Source organism: Nocardia sp. NPDC127606, from assembly GCF_042671725.1.
Taxonomy (GTDB): domain Bacteria; phylum Actinomycetota; class Actinomycetes; order Mycobacteriales; family Mycobacteriaceae; genus Nocardia.
Window position 1 is genome coordinate 73165 of record NZ_JBHXWQ010000006.1, and the last position, 26155, is coordinate 99319.

The following is a 26155-nucleotide window of genomic DNA, read 5'->3' on the forward strand; positions in this document are numbered from 1 at the left end:
GATGGTGCGCACCCGAACCCCGGGCACGCACCACCATCGACAAGCTACAGCTCGACCAGGTCGTACTCGCCGATCCGATCGGCCAGCTCGCGCCGATGTTCCAGCGCCCCACCGAGCGTCTGCCCGATCGCGGTCAACCGGGCGACATAGTGGCTCACCGGATACTCCGCGGTGACGCCGATGCCACCGTGCATCTGGATCGCCTCCTGGCCGATGTGCTCGGCCGACTTACCCACCTGCAACCGCGCCCGTGACGCGACCACCGGATCGTTGCCGCCGTCGGCCAGCGCCGCCGTCGCGTACAGGCTCATACTGCGGGCCAGTTCCAGCGAGACGTAGCAGTCCGCCGCGCGCTGAGTGAGCACCTGGAACTTCGACAGCGTGACCCCGAACTGCTTGCGGGTCTTGAGGTATTCGGTGGTGAGCGTGAGCGCGACCTCCATCGCCCCGACCGACTCCGCGCACAGCGCCGCCTGCGCGTAACCCTGGGCCAGGGCGATCGGTTCGGCGGCGTCGACGGTGTCGCCGAGCAGTTCGCCCGTCGCGTTGTCGAGGTCGAACTGGGCGGCGCGACGACCGTCGAAGGTGCGGTACGACCGTCGTTGCACGCCATCCTGATTCGGGTCGACCAGGAACAGCCCGGTTCCGCCGTCGGGCAGCAGCGCGCTGACGATCACCTCGTCGGCCACATCGCCGCGCAGCACCGGATTCTTCACGCCGGTCAGCGCGTATTTCTCGCCCTGGGCCACCGCGGTGGTGGTGAGCTCCGTCGACGGCCACCGCAGGCCGGGTTCGGTATGCGCGAAGGCGAGCAGGACGGTTCCCTCGGCCAGCGCGGGCAAGAGCCGTTGACGCTGCTCCGCGCTGCCCGCCAGCCGCAGCAGTTCGGCCGGGATCACCACCGAGTCGAGCACCGGTTCCGGGGCCAGCGCGCGACCGAGCTCCTCCTGCACCAGCATCGCCTCGACCGGGCCAGCGCCGACGCCACCATCCTCCTCGGGAATGGTCAGCCCGAGCACCCCGAGGTCGGCGAGTTGCTTCCAGACCGTGCGATTCCAGCCGGGGTCGGTGTCGCCGCTCTTGGTGAGGGCTTCGCCGTCGTAGAACCGGTGCAGCAGTTCGCGCACGGTGTCACGCAGCATCGTCTGTTCTTCGGTCAGTGCGAGTTCCATGTCAGCGCCTCACAATCCGAGGATCGTGGAGGAAATGATCGAGCGCTGGACCTCGCTCGAGCCTCCGTAGATGGTCACCTTGCGGTAGTTCAGGTAGCCGGGGCCGGTGTGCTGGGCCCACGCGGGCGAGGCGATGTCGCCGGCGTCGACCGGCAGCGCGTCGGCGCCCGCGACCTCCAGCAGCAGTTCGGTGGCGGCCTGCTGCAAATCCGTGCCCTTGAGCTTCAGCACCGACGACGCCGGATTCGGCTTGCCCTCGACAGAATTGGAGACCACCCGCAGCTGGGTCAGTTCCAGGGCGAGCAGTTCGTTCTCCAGCTCGGCCAGCCGCGCCGCGAACACCGGGTCGTCGAGCAGCGTGCCGCGCCCGGTCCTGGCCGCGCGGGCGTAGTCCTTCGCGAGGCCGAGCTTGACCTTGGTCTTGCCGACGCCGGTGATGGAGGTGCGTTCGTTGCCGAGCAGATACTTGGCGTAGGTCCAACCCTGGTTCTCCTCGCCGACGAGCTGATCGGCGGGCACCCGGACGTTCTCGAAGAACACCTCGTTGACTTCATAGCTGCCGTCGATCAGTTTGATCGGGCGCATGGTGACACCGGGCGACTTCACATCGAAGAGCAGGAAGGAGATGCCCGCCTGCTTCTTCGGCGCGTTCGGGTCGGTGCGCACGAGACAGAAGATCCAGTCGGCGTACTGGCCGAGCGTGGTCCAGATCTTCTGGCCGTTCACGATGTAGGAGTCGCCGTCGCGCACCGCGGTGGTGCGCAGCGACGCGAGGTCCGAGCCCGCGTCCGGTTCGGAAAAGCCCTGGCACCACCAGATGTCGAGCGCGGCGGTGGGCGGCAGGAAGCGCTGCTTGAGTTCCTCGGACCCGAACTGGGCGATCACCGGGCCGACCATCGAGGCGTTGAACGTGAGCGGCTCCGGCACCGAGGCCAGCTGCATCTCGTCGAGCCAGATGTGGCGCTGCATCGGCGTCCAGTCCTTGCCGCCCCAGGCCACCGGCCAGTTCGGCACGCACAGGCCGTTGTCGTTGAGGATCTTGTTCGCGGTGACGATGTCCTCGCGGGACAGATCCTGGCCGTGCTTCACCCGATCGCGGATGTCGGCGGGGATCTCGGTCGCGTAGAAATGCCGGAGCTCGTCGCGGAAAGCGACCTCTTCCGGGGACAGGGCTAACTTCATACGGGTCTCCCAGTCACTCGTAGCCGTCGAAGAGAAACCTACCCTTCGGTAATCCTCGGTGTCGACTACATCACACGCGATCGGCGTCCCAGCGGCGCCCGCCGCACCGTCGGCGGCTCGGCGACCCGTGCGACGACCTGGTACGTTGCCAGACGAACCGGACTATCCGGCGACGAGCATCCATCGAGGAGTCACGGGTGAACGGCAGATCCATCGCAGGTAGAGCAGCGGTCGTCACCGCGGCGAGCATCGGCGCGCTGGCCCTGCTGGCCCCGAGCGCGCTCGCGTCGCCCACCGACGACGCGATCGGCCACCTCACCCACCTCGCCGGCGACGACACCACGGCGAAGGCCGGTGTGGGCGCGATCGCGAGCTTCACCGGCATCGTCGGCGTCGACGCCCTGCGTGACATCTCGACGCAGTTCACCCCCTTCACCTACGCGGCCCCCACCTTCGGCTGCGGCAGCAACGGCCCGATCACCACGATCATCGCGGCGGCGTCGTTCGAAGGGCCCGGCCCGCGCACCGAGAGGAGCTTGACGCCGGGCGATATCCGCTTCAGCGCGAGCCCGCGCCACACCGGCGTTCCGCTGGCCTCCGGCCTCAGTGTCGCGTGGGTCAACGTCAACAACGGTCAGAGCGGCATCGTCGGCCTCGACGACCAGACCGAGTTCAATCTGCCGTCGCTGTCGAAGACGGTGCACAGCGGTGCGGGCACGGTGGTCGCCTCCATGTGGGGAACCATCGATTACGCGGGCGCCCGCTGTGTGATGACCCCGACCGTCGGCACGTTCGTCGTGCCCGATCTGCCGGTGGTGGTCCCCGAAGCCCCCGCGGCACCGCCGACCCCCGAACCGCAGGCCGCGAGCCCGGGCTCGGGTGAATCCTCCTCGAGCGCACCGACATCGAAGGCCCCGGCGCCCGCTCCGGTCGAAACGCCCCAGCCCGCCCCCGTGCCCGCTCCCCCGACCCCGCCCGCGGCGACCAACGTCGGCGGCTGAGCCGGCTTCCAGTAGGACAACGGCAGCCCGGATCCGCGCGCGCCGGTCACCGCGACGGTGACGTCAGCCGATCGGGCGGATGCGCAGGACCGTGCCCTCCTCGGAGCCCGCGAGCAGCGCCGAGGGGTCGGCCGGGTCGGCGACGACGGCGGTGAGCGGCTGGGTGGCGACGACGGTGCAGGCGGTCCCGGTGTTCGGGTTGACGCGGACGAGATGCCCGGCCAGCGTCGTGACGTACAGGGCGCCGCCGCGCACGACCAGGTCGTCGACGAAATCGGGCAGGGTGCCGAACGAGGTCAGGTCGGCGACAGTGGTCGCCGCGCCCGGGTGGGTACGGGAGAGTCGCAGTACGCGACCGACGGGTCCGGCCGCGCCCACGAAGTTCGCGGTGACGTAGACCGAGTCACCCGACACCACAACACCGTTGGGCCCGTCGACACTGACGGCCGACCACCAGTCCATGTCCTCGCTGCCGTCGCGGCGCAGGCGGTGCAGGCCGTTGCCGGTGGTCACGTACAGATTGCCGTCGGCGTCGAAGGCGGCGCCGTTGGGCTGCGGGAAGCCGATGGCGAACGCGACGGGGTTCGGGCGCGCGTCCGCCGGGTCGAAGCGGACGATGCCGCCCGAACCGGCCAGCGGCGAGTTACCGGTGACCACGTACAGCAATCCGTCGGGACCGAGCCGGACGGCACCGGGCGAGGGCACGGCCACCGTGGCGGTCAGGCGCCCGTCGCGGTCGTAGCGCTGCACCTCGCCGCGCATGACCCGCGAAACCCACAGATCGCCCTGGGCGTCGATGCCGAAGTTCTCCGACCAGTCCAGCAGCGGCACACTCGACTTGATCGCGACGTCCTGGCGCGCCTGTCCACACAGGGACAGTGGCGCGGCGCCCGCGACGGCGCCGGAACCGAGCGAGGCGCTGCTCACGACAGCCACACCGACCACGACACGGACGACGCAACGACGCAACGACAACATCTGTAACCCTCGACTCTGTTGACCCGGTTCGACGCGCGAAGTCTAACGGCTGTGGGCTCACCGTGTGCAGCCCACGTCACCTGCGGTTCCCATCACGGCGCACCAGGTACTAGTGCTGTCTCCCATGACAATTCGATCGGCCGAACAGCGATAATCGACCGGTGCCCTATTTCGACAGCGAGCGTGGACGATTGCACTGCCGGTGTTGGTCCGTCGACCGACCGGCGGCGAGGCTGGCGCTGCTGCCGGGTACCGGTCAGCACAGCGGGCACTATCACCGCTTCGCCGCGGCGTTGCGGCCCGCCGGAATCGAGTTGTGGGCCCTGGACACCTCGGGGCAGGGACTGAGCGAGGGCGAGCCCGACGCGCCGGGCACCATCGACGAGCTGACCGCCGACGCGCGGGGATTTCTCGACCTCGTCCGCGCCGGTCACCCGGACCCGCCGGTGCTGATGGGGCACTCCCTCGGTGCGGTGACCGCCGTGAACCTCGCTCGCGAAAACTCCGCTGACCTGGCCGGACTCATTCTGTGCGGCACTCCGCGGCGCGTCGCCGACATCGCGCCGGAGCCCGGTCTCGCGCTGCTCGCGGTGCACGGCGTGGACGACCGGCGGGCGCCCATCGATGTAATCCGGCTATGGACAGCACGGCACCGATCGGTAGATTTGCGCGAGTACGCCGACGCCGGACACGACCTGTTGCACGAACCGGTGCAGCACCGCGTGGCGGCCGATATCGCGGAGTGGGTACTCACCGCGGTGCGATGAACGACGAAGGGGGAACCGGTGCAACCGAATCGAACGGGGCTGCCGAATACGGCGGCTCTCGGCCAAGCCGTCGACGAGGGCGGGCTGTGGATCGACGGGGTGCTCGTCGCCGACGGCGCGCCCGAACGCTGCGCACTGCGCTACGAACGGCTGGCCGACGAAGTCGAGGCCCAGGTGCGGGCGCTCAGCGCGACCGCTGTCATCCCCGGTTTCGGCGGCCTCCCCTCGGGCGGTGCCCTGCGCACCGGTTTCGAATCCAAGGCCACCGAGGCGCTCGAGGAACTGCGTGCCTACGCGAGCACCGCGCGCGACCTGGCCGCCGTATTCCGCGCCGCTGGGGCGACCTTCCGCGAGGCGGATCAGGCGCTGGCGGGCGCGGTCACCGCGATCGAGGTTCCCGGTGATGGCGATGCGTAGTATTTCCGGCCGTACCGACGTGGACTACGTTTCCGTCGTCGAGGTCTTCGACAACCTTTCCCATGCCGAAATCCACAGTGCGGTCAGACAACTCGACCCGGCGGCACTGGCAGGCGCGGGCGAGACGTTTCTGACCACCGCCACCGGCCTCGGCGACGGCGTCGAGATCGCGCACGGTGAGATCCGTGCCGCCATCGCCGACGGCTGGCGCGGCGCGGCGGCCCAGCAGGCCTCCGACGCCGTGCGCGACTTCGAGCAGGCCGGTCGGCGCATCGCCGATGTCTTGACCGCGGTCGGCGTCCGGCTCAGCCAAGCCGGTGACGCCGCCGAGTCCCTGCGCGCCGCGGTCGCGGAACCCGATGGTGCACAGCCCGATCCGGCCGCCGCGCTCCTGGACTCCGAGCAGGCCGCGAACAACGCCACCATCACCCGCGAGGCCGAGAACGCCCGCCTCGACGCGGTGCAGGCGATGGAGACGATCTACGCCGGAGCCTTCCTGCCGACCGGGTCCGGGGTGCCCGCCTTCACCGGAATCGCCACGGAGACAGGAACTGTCGCCGCCGGTGTGGCGCCGTCGGGCGCCGCGCCCTCGGCCGGAATTCCGCAGGTGAGCGCCGTCGTCGCGTCGGCGACGACACCGGCGACCGTCATCGCTGCCACGGTGCCCGCCGCATCCTCGCCGGTCGTCGGCACAGCGGGCACCGTCTCCACCGGCAACGGCGCGCTCCCGACCACCGCGACGGCCGCGACCCCGGGCGTGGTCGCGAGCGGGACGGCTCCGGCGACCACCTCCCCTGCCGCGACAACAGCCCCGAACCAGCCGCCTGCCAACTCCAGCAGGGCGAGCACCACCACCCCGGCGGCGTCCACGGCCTTCCCCGGCACGATGTCGGTAGGTGCCCGAACTCGCCGCGCGGGAACCTCGACTACGTCCGCACCCGTCGGCGCGACACCGCCGACCGGCGAATCGACCGACGAGACCCACCCGGCGAACACCGCGGCTGCCGACAACGCGACGGCGAGCGATACCACCACCGAGGCAGCGAGCGAGGGCAGGCCGGAGCGCGATCCCTCGGTCTCCGGTGGCGAGGCCGCCACCGGGATGGGCGCGGGCGCGATCGGCGGAATGATGGGTGGGGCGATCGCCGCCGCCGATCAGACGCGACCGTCCGGTGGTCCGCGACCCGCCCAGGCGGCGGAGGAGCTCGAGGACGAGGACGACGAGTTCCTGCGGTTCCTCGAGGAGGAGCCGACCTACCTGGAGCCCGCCGACGAGGTGAACGCGCTGATCGGGAAGATGGAGCCGACCAGTCCCGCCGTGCTCGGCGAGTGGACCGAACGGGAGTGAACTGGCACTTCACCCCGGACCAGTTCGCGCTGACCTGGGCGCGCACCGACGGCGACCGGATCCCCTATCCGCTCGCCGTCCGTGCGTCCGCGCGCGACACCGTCGAGCGGGCCGCCCAGCAACCCGCGCTCGACGCTTGGTGCGCTCGCACCCTCGACGCCGACCTCGCGGCCGCGCTGCGGGTGCTGGCGAAACCGGAGATCCGGGTCGAGGTCTGCGGCCACGCGCCCGCGCCGGTGCGGATGCTCGGCGCGGTCACCGCGGATGTCGCTGTTCTCGCGGTACAGGATCCCGGTAGCGCTCCCGACCGTGGCGGTTCGGTGCACGTGCAGGTCGGCAGCACGAAACGTCTTGCCGCCCAGGTGTTCTCCCGGCTGCCCGCCCAACGCCCAGGCCTCACCCCGCGCATCACGGCACCGGCGACCCGGGTCGAGGAGGACAGCCGCGACCTGGTGACCGCCCCCGTCGCGGGTCCGTCGGACGCGGCCCGCATACGCAGGCTCCTCCAGCGCCCCCGCAGCGGGATCGGCCAGATCCTCGTCGCGGCCGGGACCGACCCCACACCCTCGGGCGTGCTGTCCTGGATCGACCTCACCGGCGACGGCCGCTACCTGGTCCACGCCAGCCGCCACATCGACATCACCCCCGCCAGCCCCGACACCGCCGTGGAATGGCTACGCCGCCTACTCCGCAGCGTCTGAATCAGCCGAGCTGGAGAAAGCCGGCGAGGTCCGCGAGTTCTTCGGCGGTTTCCGGAAGGTACTCGGTGAGCAGGGGTGAGCGGATGACGATGGCCTTCCACATGGCCCGGCACAGGGTGGCGTGGATGACGGTGCGCGACAACAGCGGTCGCATCCCGAAGGGTGCGTCGGCGGGGGTCGACGTGGTCATCGACAGTAGGACCACCGCGGCTTCCCGACCACGGAACCGGTCGGGAGTGCCCACCAGCACGTCCTCGATCTTGGCGCGGGCCAGCAGAGTTCGGATGCGCGCCACCTGGGCGGCGTATGGGGCGACCACGAAGATGTCGTGCGGGTGGAGTTTGCGGGTGCCGCCGTCAGAGGTCCACGTTTCCCCGAGCAGGATCCGGACCCGGCGCACCACTTCGCGTGCCTCGGCATCGGATTCGGTGGCGCTGCCGCGGTGTTCCACGAGGACCGTGCTCACCCCGGGTGCGATCCCCGCCAGATCCCTTGTCAGCGTGATCGCCTCGTCCGCGCGCAGCCGTCCGTCGTAGCAGCACGCCGACACGGGTTCGCAGATCGCGGGGTGCATGCGCCAGGTCCGGTCGAGGAAGTAACCGCGTTCGATGGGCAGGGTCCCCGCGCCCTCGCACAGCCATTCCAAGGCCGAGACCTGCACGGGCTCCGGATGTTTCGCCTGCGACCTGGCCGGTACCGGATCCCCGATCAGCAGCAGATTGCGCGCGCTCACCGCGACCGCGACGGTGTCGGCCAGTGAGCATTCGCCCGCGTCGGCGATCACCAGCAGATCGAGGGCGCCTGGCGCGATCAGTCGTTCGTCGACGAAATCCGCTGTGGTGCCACCGATCACGCACCCGTTGACGGCGTTGTCGAGAAAGCGCGGATACCGCGTGGCATCGATCGCCGACCAATCCGGACCGACCGAGGCGACGTCCTTCTTCGCCACGAGTTCGGGCAGCAGGCCCGCTTCCACGACCGCGTCGAAGATCCGCTCGATCACCGCGTGCGACTGCGCCACCACCCCGATCCGCCACTTGTGGCGGGTGACGAGCCGCTCGAGCGCACGCCCGGTGATGCCGGTCTTGCCGGTGCCGGGCGGCCCGTGCACGGCCAGGTACGAGGCGTCCAGCGCGCCCACCGCGTGGGCGAGCACGGCGCCGAGGTCGTCGTGGGGCTGCGGCAGCGCCATTCCGTCGCGCAGCCGGGGCGCGCGACGCAGCAGCACATCGTAGACCGCGTTCTCCGGCACCCACGGCAGGCTCATCAGCAGGTCCTGGGCGGTGTACTCCAGGGCGGCCTCGATCTCGGCCTCCCCGTCGGGCGGGCCGGGAGCGATGGCGGCGGGCAGGTCGTCGTAGGGCGGGCAGCCTGCCGGGAGCAGCTCTTCCAGCCGGACGGTGTCGTCGAAATTCGGGTCGACAGCGCACCCGAGCACGGTCGCGGTGGCGGTGGCGCGGCGGCCGAGCGTCTGGGTCATGCCCGCGGCGGCGGCGCCGTCGTAGATGGTGACCATCTGCGTGCCGGGGGTGAGCGTCGCGCCCGTGCCCAACCTGCCGGTGAGTGTCAGGTAGCGGCGCATCGTCGGAAGTTGCGGCGTGCGATGCCATTTGGTGTCGACGGTGCCCCATTCGACGACGAGCACACCCGGTGCGTCGGCCCAGTCGCCGACCGGATGGCCGAGCCGATCGATGTGGGCCCACCAGCGCGGCTGCCGTTCCCGCCGGTGATAGCCGAGGACCGCGGCCGTCAAGGCGGCGGCGCGCGCCGAATCCCCTTGCGCGTCCGCGGCGAACTCGCTCAGCGCCGCTTCCAGTGAGCCGGGGTGCAGCGAGGGCGGCACGTCGGATTCCGCGACGGCGAACCGCGTGCCCGGCACCGCGATTCCCGCATCGGCCGCGCGGTCGAGCAGCCAGTCGCGGATACCGAGAACCGTCGCCGCCCGACCGGGCGTATCCGGCAGCAACGCGGCGAGTCCGGTTGCGTCATAGGACTGTTCGCCGATCAGCAGCGCGGTGCGCACGATCGGCGCGAGGTCGACCAGCGCGCCCTCGGCCAACAGCTCGTCCAGCAGATCGGCACCGGTGCCGAGCCTGCCCGCCCAATCGAGCAGTGCGGTGCGAATGTCCGAACCGTAGTGGTACACACGCACATCCGGATCCGCCGCCCGATGCTCGGCGATGATCTCCAGCAACTCCTCGAGCACTCCCCCGTCGGGCGTCGACGGGCCGGTGTGGTCGAGGCCGAGAGGGCTGCGCGGCACCGCATCGACACCGGTCGGGCGCGGATCGGCGGCAGGCGCATCCGCCTCGTCGTCGCCGATGACCGAGTCGTCACCGATGACTATGCGCTCGAACGCGACGGTGTCCGCGTCGGCCGGATCGGCGCTGGGATATCCCGCCGCGTTCGCGGGTTCGACGCCGCCGGGCCCGAAGACCACGGCATTCGTGTCCGTCGGACCGACGGGCACGCGCGGCCGGTAGCTGACGCTGTTCGCCTGTTCCACACCGGCGACGACCGGCCGGAAGACGATAGTGGTGGCGTCGGCGAGTTCGAGGCCGGTCATGGTGCCGTGCCGGTCCAGGTCGATGACCAGGGCGAGGTCACCGGGCCGCGGTGCGGGCAGGGCCCCGAGCGCGGTGGCGTCGCGCAGGGTGAAGGCCGGGCGGCCGGTGCGTTCGCGGACGAGTTGGATGTCGGCTTGTTTACGCAGGGCCGCCAGCGTGCGCGGAGCCAGGCCAGGGACCGGGGTGCTGGTGGTGGCGAGACGGTCGATCGTGAGCACGCCCGCCTCACGCAGCCTGGCCCGCTGGGTGGGACGGATCCCCGCGACCAGCAACAGGTCTCGCGCATTGGCGGCCGCGGCACGGCAACTGGGACACCGCCCGCACGCCAGATAGCGCGGGTCCCCCCACTGGACCGGCAGCAATTCCGCCAGCTTGTCCTCGATGATGAGCTCCACGCGAGCCCGCCGCGCCGAATACACCGGCGCCAATTCCGCGCTCACCTCGCGCCGCACACTCTCGGCGGTCCAGAGATACGCCGAGGGATCGACAGCGATCCCCGCGTCGGCGAGCGCCTGCGCGCACGCCGCGAATTCGAGACGCGCGCTCAGCAATTCGCGAGCCGGATCGACCTTGACCGCCTGCACCGACGCCGCTACGCGCTCGAAAGGCGTCCGGCCCGCGGCCAATTCGCGTCGTAGCACCCGGCTGTCGGCAGGAGAGACCGCGGCGGATCCGGCGAAACTGCTGAACTCCTCGTCTGCCGACGCGGATTCATCGCGTGCCACCAGTGGCGTTCCCGCCGGATCTGTCGCCGCGTCGTCCTCGACGTGCGACCACCCCGAGTGCGACACCGCGTTTGCGCGACTGTCGCCGCGATGTGGCGCACCGGGAACGCCGACCGACAACTCACCGAGAGCACTGTGCACGGTGTAACCAGCGCAACCGCAGACCAGAAGGTCGGCACCGCAGGCGAATCGACCGTCGAAGAACACCGCGCCGTAGATCGCCTCGGCGCCGGAGCTCAGCGCTCGCGCGGTGTGCTCGGCGGCGGAGGTCAGCGCCGCGATCCGGGCAGCCGCGTCCCCGCCGACTACCTCGGGCGACGGGATCCGGACCAGCCTGTCACCGAAGTGGGCGACCAGGTCGGCGGACGGTTCGGCCGTGCGCACCAGCGGGGCTGTCGTGTCGGGAACCCCGGGCAGATTGCCGAGAGCGGCGTCGATTCCGCGCAGCACCGCGAACTCACAGTTCGCCGCGCGCGCGAGATCGCCGACGGCACCGACCACCCGATCACCGGACACGAACAAGCGCGGCCCTCCTGTGTTCACGCACACCCGACGCCCAACACCTTAACCAGCGTTGCGAGCGACCAGGGCACTACCCACGGACAGGACGAACGCGCCTGACCTCGGCCCTGGTGCCCACGAGCGGGACTAGGTACGCGGCTTACGCCGTTCGGTGCGCGGGCGTGCCTCGCGGTCGCGGCGCGGGCCACGAGCGTTCAAACGCTGTGCCGGTGCGCCCTGGTCGGGCGTCAGCTGGATCAGCACACCGCTGATCCTGGTGCGCCGCAAGGCTTCCAGCGTTTCGTTGGGCAGGTTGGCAGGCAGCTCGACGAGGCTGTAGTCGGGCCGGATGCTGATGTGACCGAAGTCGCTGCGACGCAGGCCGCCCTCGTTGGCGATGGCGCCGACGATCGCGCCGGGCACCACGCGGTGCCGCTTGCCGACACTGATCCGGTAGGTGGCGAGTTCTTCGCCGTTCTCCCGGTTGAACGACGGCGGACGCGGGGCGCGGTCCTCGTCGTCGTAGCGGCGCGGTGCGCGCTCACGGTCCCGATCGAAATCACGCTCGCGACGCGGGGCGGGCTCCGGCTCGGGCGACATGAAGAAGTTGTCGCCGTCGTAGCCGCCCACGGCCAGGGCCGCGGCGATATCGGCGAGCGGGGTGTTGTGCTCGGCCTCGTAGTCCTCGATCAGCTTGCGGAACAGCGCGATGTTGTCCGAAGCCAGGTTCTCGGTGATCGAGTCACCGAACTTGGAGGCACGCGTCGCGTTCACGTCGTCGACGCTCGGCAACTGCATCTCGGTGAGCGCGCTCTTGGTGGCCCGCTCGATCGACTTGAGCAGGTGACGCTCGCGCGGGGCCACGAACAGCAGGGCCTCGCCCGAACGCCCGGCCCGGCCGGTGCGGCCGATGCGGTGCACGTAGGACTCGGTGTCGTGCGGGATGTCGTAGTTGACGACATGGGAGATGCGGTCCACGTCGAGACCACGCGCGGCGACATCGGTGGCGACCAAGATGTCGATGCCACCCGACTTCAGCTGACCGATGGTGCGTTCACGCTGGTTCTGCGCGATGTCGCCGTTGATCGCGGCGGCGGAGAAACCACGCGAGCGCAGCTTCTCGGCCAGCTCTTCGGTGGCCTGCTTGGTGCGCACGAAGATGATCATCGCCTCGAAGGTCTCGACCTCGAGCACGCGAGTGAGGGCATCGAGCTTGCGCTGATGCGACACCTGCACATAGCGCTGGGTGATGTTGGAGCTGGTCTGCGTCGTGGACTTGACCGTGATCTCGACCGGATCGTTGAGGTACTGCTTGGAGATCTTGCGGATCACGCCCGGCATGGTGGCCGAGAACAGCGCGACCTGCTTGTCCTTCGGGGTGTCACGCAGGATGCGCTCGACGTCTTCCTGGAAGCCCATCTTGAGCATCTCGTCGGCCTCGTCGAGCACCAGGTAGCGCAGCTGCGAAAGGTCCAGCGTGCCCTTTTCCAGGTGATCGATCACCCGGCCGGGCGTGCCGACCACGACGTGCGCGCCACGGCGCAGACCCGACAGCTGCACGCCGTAGCTCTGCCCGCCGTAGATCGGCAGCACATGCAGACCGGGGATGTGCGAGGAGTATTTACCGAACGCCTCGGCGACCTGGATCGCGAGCTCGCGAGTCGGCGCGAGCACCAAGGCGCTCGGCTTCTTCTGCGCGGTGTCCAGATTCATCAGGATCGGGATCGCGAATGCCGCGGTTTTGCCGGTGCCCGTCTGCGCGAGGCCGACCACGTCGGCGCCGGAGAGCAGCGGGGGAATCGTCGCCGCCTGAATCGGGGACGGCGACTCGTAGCCCACATCGGCGATGGCCCGCAGCACGCGGTCATCGATCCCGAGATCGGCGAAAGTCGGGCCGGTGTCGTTCCTGTCGTTGTCGGCAGGAACGCTGTCGACCTCATTTGTACTCATTGACCACGAGTTTACTGCCTGGCGGTAGCTGCCCCAACCACCAGGTGAATACGGTGAGACCTATGCAACTGCGCGACGGGTCAGCACATCAGGAACTTCAGCCGGTGACGGTAGGGATCGCGGTGGTCCAATTCGCCCCGGGAACCGACCCCGAAATCAATCTGTCGAGCCTGCGTGAACACGTGCGGACGGCGGCCGCAGCAGGTGCTCGCGTGGTGCTGGCTCCCGAATACTCGATGTTCGCTGTGACACGTCTCGATGAGCGGGTGGTGGCGAACGCACAACCGCTCGACGGTCCGTTCACCAGTGGACTCGCGGCGCTCGCCGCCGAATTCGGCGTATTCCTGGTGGCCGGTGTGGTGGAGTTGCCGTCACCGGGGGCGACCCGGATCAGTAATACCCTCGTCGCGCACGGGCCCGACGGTGCGCGCGTCGCGGTGTATCGCAAGGTGCATCTCTACGACGCGTTCGGGCATCTGGAATCGGATGTGGTGGAAGCGGGGCCGCTCGTCGCGCCTGCGACATTCGCTGTCGACGGTGTGGTATTCGGCATGCAGACCTGTTTCGATCTGCGTTTTCCGGAGGGTTGTCGGCGTGTCGCGGCGGCGGGCGCGCACGTGTTGCTGCTGCCCGCGCAGTGGATTCCGGGACCGGCCAAAGTCGACCAGTGGACGACGCTGTTGCGGGCACGCGCCATCGAGAACACGGTGTACGTGGCGGCGGCCGATCAGTGCGCGCCACGCGGCGCGGGTTCGTCGATGATCGTCGATCCGGCGGGCACGGTGCTGGCCGAACTGGGCGATGAACCGGGCGTGGCCACGGCAACGGTCGACACCGCGCATCTGGCCAGGGTGCGTACCGCCAATCCCAGCCTCTCGCTGCGACGTTTCACCATTTCCGAGGGGTCCGCGGCGGAGTAGCGTTCGAGGCGATGGTGTACCCGAATCGCGCAGCCGCGGGCCGCGCCCTCGGCACGGCCCTCGAACACCTGCGGGCCACCCGTCCGCTGGTGCTCGGGTTGCCTCGCGGGGGTGTGCCGGTGGCGGCGGCGGTGAGCGCGGCGATCGGCGGGGAACTCGATGTACTGCTGGTCCGCAAGCTCGGCCTGCCGTCGCAGCCGGAGTTGGCGATGGGGGCGCTCGGGGAGACCGGACTGCTGGTCCTCAACCGAGACGTCGTCGACCACAGCCGGGTGAGCACCGAGGCGTTCGACGAGGTGGAACTGGCCGAGCGGGCCGAATTGCGCCGCCGACAGGCGATCCTGCGGGTCGGCGAACCGATCCCCCTGGCGCGGCGCACGGTGGTGATCGTCGACGACGGGATCGCGACCGGGGCCACGGTGGTGGCCGCGTGCCGGGTGGCGCGGGCGCAACGGCCCGATCGACTGGTGGTGGCCGTGCCGGTCTCCGCACCCGACGCCGCGCGGCGGGTGGAGCGCGAATGTGATGAGTTCGTCTGCCTGTGGACGCCGGCGGACCTGGGCGGAGTCGGCATGGCGTACAGCGACTTTCACCAGCTCGAGGATGACGAGGTCATCGCGCTCCTGCGCTGAGGCGCGGGCCGGCCTCAGCCGAAGCACTGACCTTCGCCGCGATAGGTGGGAACCGTCGTGCGGCTGCCCGCCTCGTCGACCAGGTGGATCTCGGCGAAGCGTTCGCACAGTTCGCCCGCCTTGGCATGGCGGAACCAGACGCGATCACCGATCTCGAGTTCGGCGCCACCGGCCAGGGGCGTCTGGACTTCGCCCGCGCCTTCGGAGCCGAGCAGCTTCAGCCCCGCGGGCCATACCGGGACCGGCACGCGGCTCGGACCCGCGGGGCCCGATGCGATGTAGCCGCCCGCGAAGACGGTCGCGATGGTCGGGGCGGGTTTGCGCAGGACCGGGGTGGCGAAGAACAACGCGGGGCGGGGCGTGAACGAGCGGTAGTGATCGAACAGGGTCGGCACGTAGAGGCCGGAACCGGCGGTCACCTCGGTGACATCGGGATCGGTGATCGAGACTTCGATCGAACCGGTGCCACCACTGTTGACGATCTCCAGCGGGCCGGTCACCGCGCGGACCGCGTCGAGCACGCGGGTACGTCGGCGCCCGATCTCGAGAGCGGACAGGCGTTTCACCACGCGCACCGCGGGGTTGCTGTCGGGCAGTCCGGCGATCTGCGACTCGTAGGTCATCACGCCGACCACATCGAACCCGCGCCGCAGCGCTTCGGCGGCCAGCTCGGCGGCGTCCTCGGGGCTGCGCACAGGCGAGCGCCGGGCGCCCAGGTGCAGCGGGCCGATCCGCAAGGCGGCGTCGATGTCGAGGCAGACGCGGGGGTGGACCAGGTCGGTGCCGAGCGCGGCCCGCGTGAGTTCGAGCTGGGCGACATCGTCGATCATCAGCGTGATCGCCTCGAGCAGGGCCGGGGCGGCGGCCAGTTCGGCCAGCGCGGCACGGTCGAGAACCGGGTACCCGAGCAGAACGTCGCGAGCGCCGAGGCGGACCAGCCAGATGGCCTCGCGCAACGAGTACGCCATGATCCCGGCGAAGCCGTCGCGGGCGGTCAGTCCGTCGCCGAGCACACGCTCGAGTACCGCCCGGCAGCGCACGGATTTACTGGCCACCCGCACCGCGATGCCGTTCGCGCGCCGGACCAGGTCGGCGGCGTTGCGGTCGAGCGCGGTCAGGTCGACGGCGGCCAGCGGCGGGTCGAGCTCCGCGGTCGCCGCGTGCAGATGGTGCAGCGATGTCGTCGAGGTCACCCGACTACTGAACCACCTATTTGGTCAGTCGTCCAGCATTGCGGGTCAGCTTTCGACCGCCTTCAACGTCAGGCAGCCGACCAGGTCGTCGATCACCACGAGGATCGTCTCGTCGTTGCCGTCGGCGAGCCAGCGCAGCACCGCGCCGTGGAACACCGAGACGAGGTAGCCCGCCACCGAGTCGACCGGCTCGAGCCATTGCGTGCCGGACAGGCGCGCGCACATCCCGAGGAAGTCGGCGGCCTCGTCGTCCATCTCGCGGAACATCGCGACGGCGGTCGGGTCGCCGATGGTGTCGCCGGTGGGCGCCCACCGCAGACGCAAGGTCTGCAACGCGGCTTCATAGGCGGCTATTCGCCGGGCCGGCGCGGCCTTCACCAACGGCCAGTAGGTGCTGAGCCCGGCATGTAAGAACACCCGCAGCGCCCGAACGCCGGTGGCGTCCGAACTGGCGGCGGCTTGTTCGACGGCATCACATACGGCTGGCCGTAGCGAAATTTCAGTTAGTTCACGGCTGGCGCTCAACGACGACTCCTCGGCAACAAATATCGCTGCCCGCGGCGATGCGAGCTTGGTGGTCACCGAGCTCGATCTTAGAAGGTTTTCAGGATTCACGAACTGGTTCAGCCATCCTTTTCAGACTGAAAGATTGTTTTGTTATCCGAATGCGACCTTTTGTAAAACCGACCATACGGCCTCAATTTGTCGCATTCCTGGATATCCGACACCCCCGCGCCGGAATCCGCGCACCTGGTCGATTGTACAAGTAGGCCCTGGTCAGCTCCGTGGGTGTGAGCGACGACGCTGCGGAGGTGTGTGCGACGGCACAGTGGCACCCTTCGGAACGGACGCAACACATCCGGTGACCGATCCGCGAACTCGGCGTGGCGGCGGCGGAGTCGCCGATAACCTGGTCAGGTGACTCTCTCGCCTCCTGCCGACCAGTTCGCTCTCAGCGGCACCTTCAATTTCCGCGATGTGGGCGGCCTTCGCACCGCCGACGGCACCACCGTTCGCCCCGGCGTCCTGCTGCGATCGGCTCAGCTGAGCGGTCTCGACGACAAGGGGCACGACACCCTGCGTGAATTGCGGGTCACCGATGTGCACGATCTGCGCGGCATCGTCGAGATCGACCACATCGGCCACGACACCCTGCCCGGCGACGTGCGGCTGCACGTGACGCCGTTCGATTCGCGGATGGAAGAGGCGCCGCCGCACGAGGCGAAGACCGTCTCGGCCTTCGCGCACATGATCGAGGTCTACCGGGCCTTCCCGACGCTGCCCGAGGCGCACACCGCGATCGCCGAGCTGGCCGGCTCGGTCGTGCGCGGCGACGGCGCGGTGCTGGTGCACTGCGCGGCGGGCAAGGACCGCACCGGCTGGGCCGTGGCCACGCTGCTGCGCGCGGTCGGCGTCACCGAGGAGGACGTGTACACCGACTTCCTGGCCAGCAACGCGGCGGTCGAACCGCTGCGCAGACTACTGGAACCGAAGATCGGCAACGGCGACGCGCTCTCGGACGACCTACTCGGCGTCCGTGAGGAATACCTGCGCACCGCCGACGCCAGCGTCCGCGAGACCCACGGCGACATCGAGACCTACCTCACCACGGTCGGCCTCACCGGCGACCTCCGTGACGCCCTGCGGGCGCGCCTGCTCTGACCAGCCCGGATCAGAGCCCGCTGACGCGACGGCTCGGGTCCACACGAACCAGGCCGTCGGCATCGATGCTCACGAAATCGCCCGTGTGGAACCAGCTTCCGCTGAAGCGGGCGGCCGAGGCACCGGGGTTGTTCCAGTAGCGACGGCTGACATTCGGTCCGCGACACAGCAATTCGCCGTGACCGGCACCGGCCTGCGGGCCCGACAGTGCCAATTCGGTTCCACCGAAGGCGAATCCGAGAGCGGATCCGGCGTCGGCGCGCTCGGTGTCGTCGACCACCAAGCCGATTCCGCTGGTCTCGGTGGCCCCCCAGACCGACCACTGCTTGGCCGCGGGGAACAGCCCGCGCAGCGCGGCGGTGAGGGTGGCGGGGGCCGCCGCGGCGGCGCGTTCGGAGCGGTGACAGGCCTTGCTGATCCGGCGCACACCCGCGCCGGTGCGGCGGGCGACGAGTTCGGGTACCAGCCCGGCGAGGATCCGCGGCGTCCCCGAGACGGTGTCGATCCGCTCCCGCACCAGCACGTCGGCGAGACTTCGCGCACCCGGCGCGAGCACGACCGTGCCGCCCACCGCGAAGGTGGGCAGCAGCTGATCGACGCACCCGCTGGCATGGGCGAGCGGCAGCAACACCAGATTGCGCAACCCGTCGGCGGGCAGCCCCAGCGCGCCGACCACCGACGACACCGCCGACAGCAGGTTCTCGTTGGACAGTTCCACACCCGCGGGCATGGACTGGCGGGTGCCGGTGTAGCAGAGCAGCGCCGGATCATCCAGGGCCGCACCGTCATCGATATAGGCGGTGCTGTCGGGCAGCGGCCCGTCGGGGCCGAGTACGAAATCGGCTCTGCTGTCGGCGATCACGCGGTCGGCGATCGCGGCGGGCAGGGCGTCGGGGACCAGCACCGGCACCGCACCCGAGAGCAACGCGCCGAGAAACGCCTGCACCCAGCGCGCGCCGGTCGGCATGTGCACCGCGACCCGATCGCCGTAGCCGATGCCGTGGGCCTGCAGGCCGCCCGCGATCCGCGAGGCGCTGTGCCAGAGTTCGCGGTAGGTCAACCGCGGCCCGCCGACCTCGACGACCGCCTCCCGGTTCGTGAACGAGTGCACCCGCAGGTCCAGCAGTTCGGTGAGGGCCGGGCTGAGGTCGCCGTAGCGCAGCACGCCGTCGGAGCCCCGCCGCAGCTGCGTTGCCGCACTGGTGGCGGGGAACTCGAAGACGGCCGCGCCCGGTTCGTGCTCGCCATGACCCATCCGGACCTCCGTACGTCGATACAGCCGCACCTGTGACTATATGACGTGGATCACATCGCTGTCAGGCACTCGGCGCGCTCATTCGCCGCGATAGGTCGCCTTACCCGGTCCGATATCGAGGAAGCTGCGGACCGCGCCGCGCAGGTCCGCGGTGCCGAACAGCTCGCCCGAGACCTCCGGCGTCACCGAATCAGCGTGTGCCACACCGCCGGAACGCCACGCCTCGATGATCTGCTTGGTCGCCGCGTGCGCGCGCGTCGGACCGTCGGCGAGACGGGTGACCAGCGCGCGAGCCTCGGTCTCCAGGTCCTCGTGGACCGCGTTGACCACGCCCCACTCGGCCATCGTCGCGGCGGGGTAGAGGTCGCCGGTCATCACGAACTCGCGGGCGCGGCCCGAACCCGCCCGCTCGGCGAGCCGCTGCGGCCCGCCCATCGACGGCGTGAGTCCCACCACGGTCTCCACCAGCCCGAACTTCGCCTTCGGCGCGGCCAGGATGATGTCGCAGGCCAGCGAGATCTCGAAGGCGGCGGTCAGGGTCAGCCCGTGCGCGGCGAACACCACCGGGCACGGCAGCGCTTCCAGGGGGTGGATGATCTGCTCGAACAGCTCACGCCACAGCTGCGCGCCCTCCTCGGCGGTTCGGCCGTCGAAGATGTTCACGTCGACCCCGCCCGAGACGACCTTGCCTTCGGCCCTGATCAGCAACGCCCGCGGCGGCAGCTTGCGCACCGCGGCGATATCGGCGATCAGCGACGCGATGAGTGTGCGATCGAACAGGTTCAGCGGCGGGTGGTCGAGGGTGATCGTCGCGAACTCGGCACCGGCCTCGGTGAAATCGCGGATGAGTCGGGTTGGCTGGGTTTCACTCATCGGGTCAGCGTAGAACCCGGGGCCGCGGCCGACAGAGCTAGTCGGACCGGCCGGTGGGAATCGGTCGCGCACGTCACGGAACCGCGGGCTGTCGGTGGTCGTTGGCATGATGAGCTCTGGGGTACGGAAGTGCCCTACAGTTCGACTCGTTGGGGCGAAGAGGAGGACGACGCCGTGTTCAAGAACGCGATCGAAAAAGCCGTGGTCGATGTGCTCGACACCGGGTCGAAGCTGCAGGCGCCGGCCGTACGCCGCTATGTCGAGTTCCTGCGTGAGCGTCATCCGGGAGAGAGTCCGGCCCAGATCGTGACCCGGCTCGAGAAGCAGTATCTGCTCGCCGTCACCGGCAGCGGCGCCGCGGTGGGCGCCACCGCGGCGGTGCCCGGGGTCGGCACGATCGCCGCGCTCGGGGCCGTGAGCGCCGAGACCGTGTTCTTCATGGAAGCGTCGGCCGTGTTCACCCTGGCCCAGGCCGCGGTGCACGGCATCGAGCCCGAGAACAAGGAAGCTCGGCGCGCGCTGGTGCTCGCTGTCGTGCTCGGCGACGCCGGAATGGCGATCGTGCAGAAGGGGCTGAGCACCCAGTCGAAGAACTGGGCGGGCGCGCTGGCAGGCAAGGTTCCCGGCCTCGGCGGGATCAACAGCAAACTGCTCCAACAGTTCATGAAGCGCTTCATCACCAAGCGCGTCGCGCTGATGGCGGGCAAAGTGCTGCCCGCCGGCATCGGCGCCGCCATCGGTGGCGCCGGCAACCGGGCGCTGGGCAAGGTCACCATCGAGAACGCGCACAAGGCTTTCGGGCCCGCGCCCGCGGTGTGGCCCACCCCGCTGCACAACGTGATCGATGCCGATCCGCTGCCCGCGATCGGCACCGGCAAGGTGAACAAGAAGTGAGCAGGAGCCGCGGCGGTGACGCTGTGCTGGTGCGTGGCGTCGGCAAACAGTTCGGTCCGGTGAGCGCGGTCCACGAGATCGACTTCACCGTCGCGACGGGGTCGGTCACCGCGCTCGTCGGTCCCGCGGGGGCAGGCAAGTCGACGGTGCTGCGGATGGTGCTGGGACTTCAGCAGCCGACCACCGGCAGTATCGAGGGCCCCGGCCACGATCCCGCCGCGGTCGGGGCGGTACTGAACCCCCGTGGGCTGCATCCGGCACGCACCGTGCGCGATCAGCTGCGGTGCTACGCGCCGGTCGCGGGCGCTTCCCGTCGTCGGGTCGCCGCGGTGCTCGACGAGACCGGGCTCACCGCCGTCGCCGAAACCGCTGTGGCGCAGCTGCATCCGGGTCAGCAGACACGTCTGGCCTTGGCCATGGCGTTGTTGGCCGATCCCCCGCTGCTGGTGCTCGACGATCTGTTCGCGGGTGCGAACGGCATCGAACGCGGCTGGCTGCACGAATTGCTGCGCCGTCACGTGAACCGCGGCGGCACCGTGCTGGTGAGTTCGGACGCACTGGCCGATGTGGTGGCGAGCGCCGATCAACTCGTGGTGCTCAGCGAAGGCACTGTCGTCTGGCAGGGCGCACCGGCCAAGCTGCGCCGCGGCCATCCCGACCGGCTCGTCGTCGCCGCGTCCCCGTCCATCGCACTGGCGACCGCACTGGCGGGCCGGGGATTCACCGACGCGGTGATGCGCCCCGACGGCAGGCTGGCCGTCGCCGAGGCGGACGAGGCGACCATCCGGTCCATCGCCGAGCTCGCGCAGGTCCGGATCGGCAGCATCGTGGCCGATCCCATCCACCCCGATCGGGTGCTCGCCTCGCTCACCAAGCCCCGCCGTCACCGCCACACCGTGCCCACGCCGAATCCCGCCGCGTACGCCCCGGCGCCGACCTCGTATGGGATGCCCCGATGACCATCTCCGTGCTGCCCGCCGATCTCGTTCCCGGTATCGACACCGAGGCGCGCAAGATCGTCGCACTGCGGCAGACCCGGTTGCTGCTGGCCGCGCCGATCGCGCTGGCGCTGGTCGGCACGCTGATCACCGCGATCATGTCCGGGCCCGCCGATCCGAACGGTCAGCCCGCGACCGGCGCCGCCACGGTCGGGCTCTACCTCGGGATGATCGCGGTCTTCGTGGTCGCCGCGCTGCTCGGCATCGCCGCCACCGGTGGCGAGTACCGGCACAAGACCATGGCGCTGAGCGTGCTGTTCGCGCCCGATCGCGACCGGCTGGTCACCGTGAAATACCTCGCCACCGCCGCGTTCGCCTTCGCTGTCGCGCTGGCCGCCGAGCTGGTGAGCTTCCTGGTCTTGCTCGTCGCGGCGCGCGGCAAGTTCGAACTCGGCTGGCAATTGATCGAGGTGCTCGCCGCCGGTCTGCTGGTCGCCATGTGCTGGGCGGTGCTCGGCGCCGGAATCGGGCTGCTGCTGCGCACCTTCAGCGGCGCGGTGTGGCTGGTGCTCGGTTGGGCGTTCGCGCTCGAACCGCTGATCTGGGTGGTGGCCAAGGGTTTCGGCGCGGGCGGATTCGCCGCGCTGCTGCCCGTCTCGGCCACGGTGGCCGGGGTGAGCGCGGGCTCGTTCGACGAGGCCGAGGTCTTCGCGCCGACACCGGCGGCACTGGTGGTGCTGCTGCTGTGGACCGCTGCGGTCGGCGCCGCGGGGTGGTGGGACCTGCGCAACCGAGACCTGTAGTGCCCGCGACCGCGGGTTCGTCGGGCTGGATCCGCAGGCTCTGGCGCCTGTGCCTGGAACATCCCCGGCTGCTGGCGGGCATCGTGGTCTCGGTGCTGGCGGGTGCGGCCGTGGCGATCGCCGCACCGCTGGCCACCAAGCGCGCGGTCGACGCCGCGCAGGTGGGCGACACCGCGGTGATCGGCAGCGCCGCCGCCCTGCTCGCCGGGCTGGCCGTGACCCGGTTCGTCGTCACGTTCGCGCGCAGGCTCTGGGCGGGCAAGCTGTCGCTGGAAGTGCAACACAGCCTGCGGATTTCGCTGCTCGCCGCCCTCCAGCGGCTCGACGGCGCGGGTCAGGACGCGATCCGCACCGGACAGGTGGTGTCGCGGTCCATCACCGATCTGCAACTGGTGCAGGGACTGCTGGCGATGGTGCCGTGGTCGGGGCTGGCGGTGCTGCAGTTCGTGCTGTCGGCGGTGGTGATGGTGTGGCTGAGTCCACCGCTGGCGCTGGCCGCGCTGCTGGTCGCGCCCGCGATGGCGCTGATCGTGTTGCGGATGCGGCCCCGGCTCTACGCGGCGACCTGGTCGGCCCAGCAGCGCGCGGCCGACCTGGCCGAACACGTCGAGCAGACGGTGACCGGCGTCCGGGTGGTGAAGGGATTCGGGCAGGAATCCCGGATGGTCGACATCCTCGAAGACCACGGGCGGCTGCTGTTCGCCGAGCGGATGCGCGCCGCGCGGATCAACGCCAGGTTCGCGCCGGTGGTGTCGGCGCTGCCGCAGGCCGGGCTGGTCGCGGTGATCATCGTGGGCGGGGTGCTCGCCTCGCACGGCACGATCGGCATCGGCACCTTCCTCGCGTTCACCGCCTACCTCGCCACCATGACGTCCTCGGCGCGCACGATCACCTCGGTGGTGATCATGGGTCAGCTCACCAAGGCCGCCGTCGATCGGGTCTTCGGGGTGATCGACGCGGCGCCGGTGCTGGTCGATCCGGAGGACCCCACCGAGCTGCCGCCGGGACCGCTCGGGATCGAATTCGATGCTGTCAGTTTCGGTTTCGAGCCGGATCAACCGGTGTTGCAGGAACTCGATCTCACCGTGCGCCCCGGCGAGACGGTCGCGGTGATCGGCCCGGCGGGCTCGGGCAAGTCCACGCTCTCGCTGCTGCTCCCCCGCTTCTACGCACCCGATACGGGCCGGATCAACCTCGTCGGCGCCGACGGCACCCGCGTCGACCTGGCCGAGCTGCGCGCCGACGAGCTGCGCGGCGCGGTCGGTGTCGTCTTCGACGATCCGTTCCTGTTCTCCGACACCATCGCCGCCAATATCGCGCTCGGCAGGCCCGACGCCACCGACGCGGAGATCGCGGCCGCCGCGACGGCCGCCGCCGCGGACGACTTCATCGCCGCGCTGCCGGAGGGCTACGACACCGTCATCGGCGAACGCGGGCTGACGCTCTCGGGTGGTCAACGCCAGCGCATCGCCCTGGCCAGGGTGCTGCTCAGCCGTCCCCGCGTGCTGGTGCTCGACGACGCCACCTCCGCAGTGGACGCCGTCACCGAAGCCGAGATCTTCCGCCGCCTGCCCGATCCGGGCGGGCGGACCACGCTGATCCTGGCGCATCGCGAATCGACGCTGGCCCGGGCCGACCGCGTCATCCGGCTGCCCGCACCCACCGGTTCGATGGCGCCGACGGCCGCCGACCCGACCACGCCTCGCGACGACGCGGGCAAACCTCGGTCGATGTCGTCGGCATCGACCGACCTCAGCGAAACACCGGAACTGCGCGCCGCGGTCGACGCACTGCCACCGGCTACCGAAGACCCCGCCCTGCCCGGAGACCTGCGCGCGCCCCAACCCGACTTCGGCCTGCGCGCCCTGCTGCGCCCGGTTCGGGGCCTGGTGTGTGTGGTCGTCCTGCTGCTCGTCGTCGACGCGCTGGTCGGGATCGCCTTCCCGCCGCTGGTCCGCTATGCCATCGACACCGGTGTCACCGCGGGCGACGACACCGCTCTGCTCGTCTCGGCGGTGATCGGGATCGGTCTGGTGCTGGTCGGTCTGGTGGTCGGCGCGGTGGTCACCGTCCTCACCGCGCGCACGGGCGAGCGCGTGCTGTTCGGCCTGCGGGTGCGCAGCTACGCCCAGTTGCAGCGGCTCGGCCTGGACTTCTACGAGCGTGAACTGTCCGGCCGCATCATGACCAGGATGACCACCGACGTCGACGCGCTGTCGACGTTCCTGCAGACCGGGGTCGCCACCGGGCTGGTCGCGGTGATCACCCTGATCGGCGTCGCCCTCGGGCTGTTCTTCATCGATGCCGGGCTGGCCGTGGTCGTGCTGATCGCCGTCGCGCCGATGCTGCTGGCCACCCTCGCCTTCCGGCGGGTGTCCTCGGTCGCCTACACCGTCTCGCGCGAACGGGTCTCGGTGGTCAATGCCGGATTCCAGGAGAACATCGCGGGCCTGCGCGCCGTGCAGGCCGCCCGCTACGAGCCTGCCGCCGCGCGGCGCTTCGCCGAATACTCCCACCGCTATCGCGATGCCAGGATCCGCGCCCAGCGCGCGATCGCGGCCTACTTCTCCTTCGGCCTTGCCTGGGCCGACGTGGCCTTGGCCGTGGTGGTCTACCTCGGCGCCAACGCCGTCGCCGACGGGCGCACGAGCACCGGAACGCTCGTCGCGTTCGTGCTCTACCTCGGTCTGCTGTTCAGTCCCATCCAGGATCTGTCCCAGGTCTTCGACGGTTACCAGCAGGCCGGAGTCGGACTCCGGCGCATCGGCGACCTGCTGCGCACCACGTCGTCGATCGCCGCCGACCCACCCGACGCGTTATCCATCGATCGCCTGCGCGGTGAGATCACCTTCGACGACGTTCGCTTCCGCTACCCCGGCGCGAGCGCTCCCGCCCTCGACGGCGTCACCTTCACCGTCGCGCCCGGCGCGACGCTGGCACTGGTCGGCCCGACCGGCGCCGGCAAGTCGACGATCGTGAAGCTGCTGGCCCGTCTCTACGACCTCCCGCCCGACCCGGCGGCGGGCGCGATCCGGGTCGACGGTGTGGATCTTCGTCAATATGTCCTCACCGAGTACCGGACGCGGCTGGGAATTGTGCCCCAGGAAGTTCACTTGTTCACCGGCGACGTGGCGAGCAACATTGCATTCGGGCAAACATTTGCCACATCGGTGGACATCGCGATCGCGGCCGACACCGTCGGGGCGTCGGAAATGATCAATGGTTTACCTCGAAAAATGCATCATCCGGTCGGTGAACGCGGCCGCGGACTATCCGCCGGACAGCGCCAGCTGATCGCATTGGCCAGGGCCGAACTGGTCGATCCCGACCTGCTGCTCCTCGACGAGGCCACCTCCACCCTCGACCCGGAAACCGAGGCATCGGTGCTGGTAGCGAGCCGATCGCTGACGCGAGGACGGACCACCGTGGTGGTCGCGCACCGGCTCGCGACCGCGGCCCGCGCCGATCTGGTTGCGGTGGTCGAACACGGCCGTATCGTGGAATTCGGCGCACCATCGGACCTACTCGCCAGTAACGGCCCTTACTCCCGACTCTGGGCGGCGGGGCTGGAGGCAGAGGGCATAGTGTCGACCCAAGACCGGTAGCGACGCCTGTCAACCGCTGGGCATATGCTCGGTGAGGGCGCATCGGCAGCCATCCGCTGATTCCCCTGCCG

General features: G+C 70.0%; 21 protein-coding genes. 12 read left to right on the forward strand and 9 right to left on the reverse strand.

Annotation, left to right across the window (positions count from 1 at the left end; genetic code table 11):
• Positions 1-44 precede the first annotated feature (44 nt).
• Both ACFVJ5_RS24845 and ACFVJ5_RS24850 read right to left on the reverse strand, forming a co-directional pair.
• Positions 45-1172 carry an acyl-CoA dehydrogenase family protein gene (locus ACFVJ5_RS24845; RefSeq protein WP_379223513.1) on the reverse strand — a complete coding sequence of 376 codons (1128 nt, stop codon included), beginning with the start codon at positions 1170-1172 and terminating at the stop codon, positions 45-47.
• A 9-nt stretch (positions 1173-1181) separates the two neighbouring features.
• Positions 1182-2354, reverse strand: a complete 1173-nt coding sequence (locus tag ACFVJ5_RS24850) for an acyl-CoA dehydrogenase family protein (protein WP_379223514.1) — start codon at positions 2352-2354, stop codon at positions 1182-1184.
• A gap of 197 nt (positions 2355-2551) precedes the next feature.
• On the opposite strand from ACFVJ5_RS24850, the gene ACFVJ5_RS24855 reads away from it, so the two are divergent.
• Positions 2552-3355: a hypothetical protein gene (locus ACFVJ5_RS24855; protein WP_379223516.1), complete on the forward strand. Its 804-nt coding sequence runs from the start codon at positions 2552-2554 to the stop codon at positions 3353-3355.
• 63 nt (positions 3356-3418) lie between these two features.
• Here the strand turns inward: ACFVJ5_RS24855 and ACFVJ5_RS24860 are convergent, their stop codons facing one another.
• Positions 3419-4282 carry an SMP-30/gluconolactonase/LRE family protein gene (locus ACFVJ5_RS24860; protein WP_379223518.1) on the reverse strand — a complete coding sequence of 288 codons (864 nt, stop codon included), beginning with the start codon at positions 4280-4282 and terminating at the stop codon, positions 3419-3421.
• Positions 4283-4494: 212 nt separating this feature from the next.
• Between ACFVJ5_RS24860 and ACFVJ5_RS24865 the strand changes: the two genes are divergently transcribed.
• From ACFVJ5_RS24865 to ACFVJ5_RS24880, 4 genes are read left to right on the forward strand one after another with little or no spacing between them, the layout of a single operon-like run.
• Positions 4495-5100 carry an alpha/beta hydrolase gene (locus ACFVJ5_RS24865; RefSeq protein WP_379223520.1) on the forward strand — a complete coding sequence of 202 codons (606 nt, stop codon included), beginning with the start codon at positions 4495-4497 and terminating at the stop codon, positions 5098-5100.
• An 18-nt stretch (positions 5101-5118) separates the two neighbouring features.
• Positions 5119-5517 carry a hypothetical protein gene (locus ACFVJ5_RS24870; RefSeq protein WP_379223522.1) on the forward strand — a complete coding sequence of 133 codons (399 nt, stop codon included), beginning with the start codon at positions 5119-5121 and terminating at the stop codon, positions 5515-5517.
• Positions 5510-6865, forward strand: a complete 1356-nt coding sequence (locus ACFVJ5_RS24875; protein ID WP_379223523.1) for a WXG100 family type VII secretion target — start codon at positions 5510-5512, stop codon at positions 6863-6865. The genes ACFVJ5_RS24870 and ACFVJ5_RS24875 overlap by 8 nt, the downstream gene beginning before the upstream one ends.
• Positions 6862-7566: an ESX secretion-associated protein EspG gene (locus ACFVJ5_RS24880; RefSeq protein WP_379223525.1), complete on the forward strand. Its 705-nt coding sequence runs from the start codon at positions 6862-6864 to the stop codon at positions 7564-7566. The genes ACFVJ5_RS24875 and ACFVJ5_RS24880 overlap by 4 nt, the downstream gene beginning before the upstream one ends.
• A 1-nt stretch (position 7567) precedes the next feature.
• Here ACFVJ5_RS24880 and ACFVJ5_RS24885 read toward each other — a convergent pair whose 3' ends face one another.
• Both ACFVJ5_RS24885 and ACFVJ5_RS24890 read right to left on the reverse strand, forming a co-directional pair.
• Positions 7568-11374 carry an AAA domain-containing protein gene (locus tag ACFVJ5_RS24885; protein WP_379223950.1) on the reverse strand — a complete coding sequence of 1269 codons (3807 nt, stop codon included), beginning with the start codon at positions 11372-11374 and terminating at the stop codon, positions 7568-7570.
• A gap of 132 nt (positions 11375-11506) precedes the next feature.
• Positions 11507-13309, reverse strand: coding sequence for a DEAD/DEAH box helicase (locus tag ACFVJ5_RS24890; protein ID WP_379223527.1), 1803 nt, complete (start codon positions 13307-13309; stop codon positions 11507-11509).
• Between the two features lie 62 nt (positions 13310-13371).
• Here ACFVJ5_RS24890 and ACFVJ5_RS24895 point away from each other — a divergent pair, with 62 nt between their 5' ends.
• Both ACFVJ5_RS24895 and ACFVJ5_RS24900 read left to right on the forward strand, forming a co-directional pair.
• Positions 13372-14229 carry a carbon-nitrogen hydrolase family protein gene (locus tag ACFVJ5_RS24895; protein ID WP_379223529.1) on the forward strand — a complete coding sequence of 286 codons (858 nt, stop codon included), beginning with the start codon at positions 13372-13374 and terminating at the stop codon, positions 14227-14229.
• Positions 14230-14240: 11 nt separating this feature from the next.
• Positions 14241-14861, forward strand: a complete 621-nt coding sequence (locus ACFVJ5_RS24900; RefSeq protein WP_379223531.1) for a phosphoribosyltransferase — start codon at positions 14241-14243, stop codon at positions 14859-14861.
• A 14-nt stretch (positions 14862-14875) separates the two neighbouring features.
• Here the strand turns inward: ACFVJ5_RS24900 and ACFVJ5_RS24905 are convergent, their stop codons facing one another.
• Both ACFVJ5_RS24905 and ACFVJ5_RS24910 read right to left on the reverse strand, forming a co-directional pair.
• The gene (locus ACFVJ5_RS24905) at positions 14876-16054 is read right to left on the reverse strand and encodes an alanine racemase (RefSeq protein WP_379223533.1); all 1179 of its coding nucleotides are present in this window, start codon (positions 16052-16054) and stop codon (positions 14876-14878) included.
• A gap of 45 nt (positions 16055-16099) precedes the next feature.
• Positions 16100-16669, reverse strand: coding sequence for a TetR family transcriptional regulator (locus ACFVJ5_RS24910; RefSeq protein ID WP_378638373.1), 570 nt, complete (start codon positions 16667-16669; stop codon positions 16100-16102).
• A 303-nt stretch (positions 16670-16972) separates the two neighbouring features.
• On the opposite strand from ACFVJ5_RS24910, the gene ACFVJ5_RS24915 reads away from it, so the two are divergent.
• On the forward strand, positions 16973-17716 hold the full coding sequence (locus ACFVJ5_RS24915; RefSeq protein WP_378993445.1) for a tyrosine-protein phosphatase: 744 nt from the start codon (positions 16973-16975) through the stop codon (positions 17714-17716).
• Between the two features lie 10 nt (positions 17717-17726).
• Here ACFVJ5_RS24915 and ACFVJ5_RS24920 read toward each other — a convergent pair whose 3' ends face one another.
• Both ACFVJ5_RS24920 and ACFVJ5_RS24925 read right to left on the reverse strand, forming a co-directional pair.
• The gene (locus ACFVJ5_RS24920) at positions 17727-18971 is read right to left on the reverse strand and encodes a class I adenylate-forming enzyme family protein (protein WP_379223535.1); all 1245 of its coding nucleotides are present in this window, start codon (positions 18969-18971) and stop codon (positions 17727-17729) included.
• 78 nt (positions 18972-19049) lie between these two features.
• The gene (locus ACFVJ5_RS24925) at positions 19050-19844 is read right to left on the reverse strand and encodes an enoyl-CoA hydratase/isomerase family protein (RefSeq protein ID WP_379223537.1); all 795 of its coding nucleotides are present in this window, start codon (positions 19842-19844) and stop codon (positions 19050-19052) included.
• Between the two features lie 174 nt (positions 19845-20018).
• On the opposite strand from ACFVJ5_RS24925, the gene ACFVJ5_RS24930 reads away from it, so the two are divergent.
• From ACFVJ5_RS24930 to ACFVJ5_RS24945, 4 genes are read left to right on the forward strand one after another with little or no spacing between them, the layout of a single operon-like run.
• Positions 20019-20738 carry a hypothetical protein gene (locus ACFVJ5_RS24930; RefSeq protein WP_379223952.1) on the forward strand — a complete coding sequence of 240 codons (720 nt, stop codon included), beginning with the start codon at positions 20019-20021 and terminating at the stop codon, positions 20736-20738.
• Positions 20735-21697 carry an ATP-binding cassette domain-containing protein gene (locus ACFVJ5_RS24935; protein ID WP_379223539.1) on the forward strand — a complete coding sequence of 321 codons (963 nt, stop codon included), beginning with the start codon at positions 20735-20737 and terminating at the stop codon, positions 21695-21697. The genes ACFVJ5_RS24930 and ACFVJ5_RS24935 overlap by 4 nt, the downstream gene beginning before the upstream one ends.
• Positions 21694-22479: an ABC transporter permease subunit gene (locus tag ACFVJ5_RS24940; protein ID WP_379223541.1), complete on the forward strand. Its 786-nt coding sequence runs from the start codon at positions 21694-21696 to the stop codon at positions 22477-22479. Before ACFVJ5_RS24935 ends, ACFVJ5_RS24940 begins: the two co-directional genes overlap by 4 nt.
• A complete protein-coding gene (locus ACFVJ5_RS24945) occupies positions 22479-26084 on the forward strand; it encodes an ABC transporter ATP-binding protein (protein WP_379223543.1) in 3606 nt (1201 codons plus the stop codon). Before ACFVJ5_RS24940 ends, ACFVJ5_RS24945 begins: the two co-directional genes overlap by 1 nt.
• Positions 26085-26155 lie beyond the last annotated feature (71 nt).

Bases quoted from the DNA above. Each gene is read 5' to 3' on its own strand.
- ACFVJ5_RS24845 (WP_379223513.1), bottom strand. From the start codon at position 1,172: ATGGAACTCGCACTGACCGAAGAACAGACGATGCTGCGTGACACCGTG.
- ACFVJ5_RS24850 (WP_379223514.1), bottom strand. From the start codon at position 2,354: ATGAAGTTAGCCCTGTCCCCGGAAGAGGTCGCTTTCCGCGACGAGCTC.
- ACFVJ5_RS24875 (WP_379223523.1), top strand. From the start codon at position 5,510: ATGCGTAGTATTTCCGGCCGTACCGACGTGGACTACGTTTCCGTCGTC.
- ACFVJ5_RS24890 (WP_379223527.1), bottom strand. From the start codon at position 13,309: ATGAGTACAAATGAGGTCGACAGCGTTCCTGCCGACAACGACAGGAAC.
- ACFVJ5_RS24895 (WP_379223529.1), top strand. From the start codon at position 13,372: ATGCAACTGCGCGACGGGTCAGCACATCAGGAACTTCAGCCGGTGACG.
- ACFVJ5_RS24900 (WP_379223531.1), top strand. From the start codon at position 14,241: ATGGTGTACCCGAATCGCGCAGCCGCGGGCCGCGCCCTCGGCACGGCC.
- ACFVJ5_RS24920 (WP_379223535.1), bottom strand. From the start codon at position 18,971: ATGGGTCATGGCGAGCACGAACCGGGCGCGGCCGTCTTCGAGTTCCCC.
- ACFVJ5_RS24925 (WP_379223537.1), bottom strand. From the start codon at position 19,844: ATGAGTGAAACCCAGCCAACCCGACTCATCCGCGATTTCACCGAGGCC.
- ACFVJ5_RS24940 (WP_379223541.1), top strand. From the start codon at position 21,694: ATGACCATCTCCGTGCTGCCCGCCGATCTCGTTCCCGGTATCGACACC.